2 protein-coding genes are annotated in these 2451 nt (G+C 61.9%); both read left to right on the top strand.

Annotated features, from left to right (window positions below; all coding sequences use genetic code 11):
- A partial coding sequence (locus tag DBR24_RS29125; RefSeq protein WP_146189145.1) for a carbon-nitrogen hydrolase family protein occupies positions 1 to 961 on the top strand: 961 nt, incomplete at its 5' end.
- A gap of 3 nt (positions 962 to 964) precedes the next feature.
- A complete protein-coding gene (locus tag DBR24_RS29120) occupies positions 965 to 2005 on the top strand; it encodes an AraC family transcriptional regulator (RefSeq protein ID WP_128616423.1) in 1041 nt (346 codons plus the stop codon).
- The last annotated feature ends 446 nt before the right edge of the window (positions 2006 to 2451 follow it).

Raw genomic sequence — 2451 nt, 5'->3', positions numbered from 1 at the left:
GCCCGAGCTGTTTCCCACCGACTACCAGAGCCCCGACCGCCTGCACCGCAAACTCGCGGCGTATTTGCAGCAAGCCCAGGATCAGGGCCTGTTGAATGAAAAAACCGTGGTGGTGTTACCGGAACATGTCGGCACCTGGTTGATGATCAGCGGCGAGAAGGACGAGTTGTATCAGGCGCCGACCCTCACCGAAGCGATGAACTGGCTGGCGGCAAGCAATCCGCTGCTGTTCGCCCGCGCCTGGCTCAGCGCCAAGGGCAGCGACCGGCTCAACGACGCGCACCTGCGGATGAAGTCCAAATCCATGGCCAAGGATTACCAGGCGCTGTTCGGTGGCCTGGCCAAAGAATTCAATGTAACCCTGGTGGCCGGCACTATCGTGCTGCCGGAACCGAGCATCCGCGACGGCCAGCTCAAACCCGGCAGCGGCGCCCTGTTCAACAGCAGCGTGGTGTTCGGGCGTGACGGTGTACCGCTCGGGCAACCGCAGCGGCAGATGCACCCGGTCTTCGATCAACGGGAAGTGCTGGCCGGCGAAGCCGATCAAACCATCAACGCGGTCGACACCCCGGCCGGACGCCTCGGCGTGCTGATCGGCAGCGACAGCTGGTACCCGGACAACTACCGCAAACTCGACGAACAAGGCGTGCAACTGGTGGCCGTGCCGGCGCAAGTATTCGGCCATGGCGCGTGGGACCAACCGTGGCGCGGCTACAAGGGTTCGAGTACGCCGGGCTCGGTCAGCCTCAAGCCTGGTGAAGTCAGCGAGGGCCAGGCGTGGCATCGCCTGACCCTGACCGCGCAACCACCGAGCAGCCGTGCGCTTGCCGGTATGAGCGTGTTCCTGCGCGGGCAGTTCTGGAACCTGGCGGGTTCGGGTCAGAGTTTTCTCAGCAGCAACGGTCAGCAGTTCGCCGACGGCGATGCCCGTGGCGCGCGTTTATTGAATATCTGGTTGTAAGCCATGAAACCGCTGCCGATGCGTCTGGGCGATCTGTCGGTAGGCTTCGTGCACAGCCTCGCCGACGCGGTGCACAGTCACGGTGTCGATCCGCAGCCCTTGTTGGAGCAATATGGACTGGATGCTGCCCGCCTGGCCGAGGCCGGGGCGCGTTTATCCATACCGCGTTACATGCGCCTGGGCCACGCGGCGATTCAGTTGACCGGCGACCCGGCACTCGGTCTGCGCATGGGCCAGCTCAGTCGCTTGAGCCAGGCCGGACTGGCCGGGGTGACTGCCGCTCAAGCCCCGACCGTGCGCGAAGCCGCTCGTTGCCTGACTCGTTTTGAACCGCTGTACGGTTCCAACTATCGTGGCCAGTCAAGCTTCCACGAAGACGCCCATGGCGCCTGGCTGCGTTTCTATTCGATCAGCCCGTACAACGCCTACAACCGGTTCGTGGTGGATTCGATCATCGCCGGGTGGCTGCATCAGTTGTCCAGTGTCAGCCGGCAGACGTTGCGGGCGGAGCGCATCGAGATTGAATTCGACGAACCGGATTACCGCGAAGCCTACGCCGTACTGGGTGATTGCCCGATTCAGTTCGGTACCGAGCGCAACCAACTGCGCCTGAGCCTGAGCAGCCTGGCCCAGCGCAATCCCGAGCACTGCCCCAGCACCTGGAAGCATTTACTCGCTTTGTGCGAACGAGAACTGGAGCAGTTGACGCGCACCCGCAGCCTGCGCGAACGCATCACGCAATTACTGGGGCCATTGCTCAATGGTGGTCGCGAACCGGACCTGGAAGAAGTGGCGGCACGCCTGAAGCTGCCGACCTGGACGTTGCGGCGCAAACTCGCCGAAGAAGGCACGCAGTTTCGCGCAATCCTCAATGACACTCGCCGTGATCTGGCGATGACCTACATCCGCGATACCGAACTGGCCTTCGGCGAGATCGCCTACCTGCTCGGGTTCGCCTCAGCCGAAGCATTCCAGCGCGCATTCAAACGCTGGAGCGGTCAGACCCCGGGCGAATTCCGCCGCAGTCATCGCAAAACGGCTTGAAGCCTTAAAGCTCGGTGGCGTCTTCGGCAGCCTCTGGCGGATCCAGTTCAAAGGCCTGAAACTCGAGCAGTTCTTCTTGATAGTCGTCCATCGTGCAATCCCCCTGCTGGTCTCTTGAATGGGCCCGGTCAAATAACCAGTGCCTCGAGCATAACGTGCCCGTATGAAGGAAAAGTGAAACCCGGCCTTCATGAATAAAACGTAGCAGGCGGTCAGGAATTTATCGCGGGATTTTTGTCGGGGGAATGTAACGAGATTTGAGTACGCCGCAAAACTGATGTGGGAGCGAGCCTGCTCGCGAAGCGGTGAACCAGACAACATGAATGTCGACTGATACTCCGTCTTCGCGACCAGGCTCACGCCCACAAAGGGCCGTCTGCGTTTACTGCAGCGCCGGAATCGGCTCGGACGGCGGCGGGATATTGCTCGGGTTCGCCGGCGGCGTG

Origin of the sequence: Pseudomonas sp. HMWF006 (assembly GCF_003061205.1) — a bacterium.
In the GTDB taxonomy this organism is placed as follows: Bacteria; Pseudomonadota; Gammaproteobacteria; order Pseudomonadales; family Pseudomonadaceae; genus Aquipseudomonas; species Aquipseudomonas monsensis.
The sequence above is the reverse complement of the archived record's forward strand: the minus strand, read 5'-3'. Positions and strand labels throughout refer to the sequence as shown.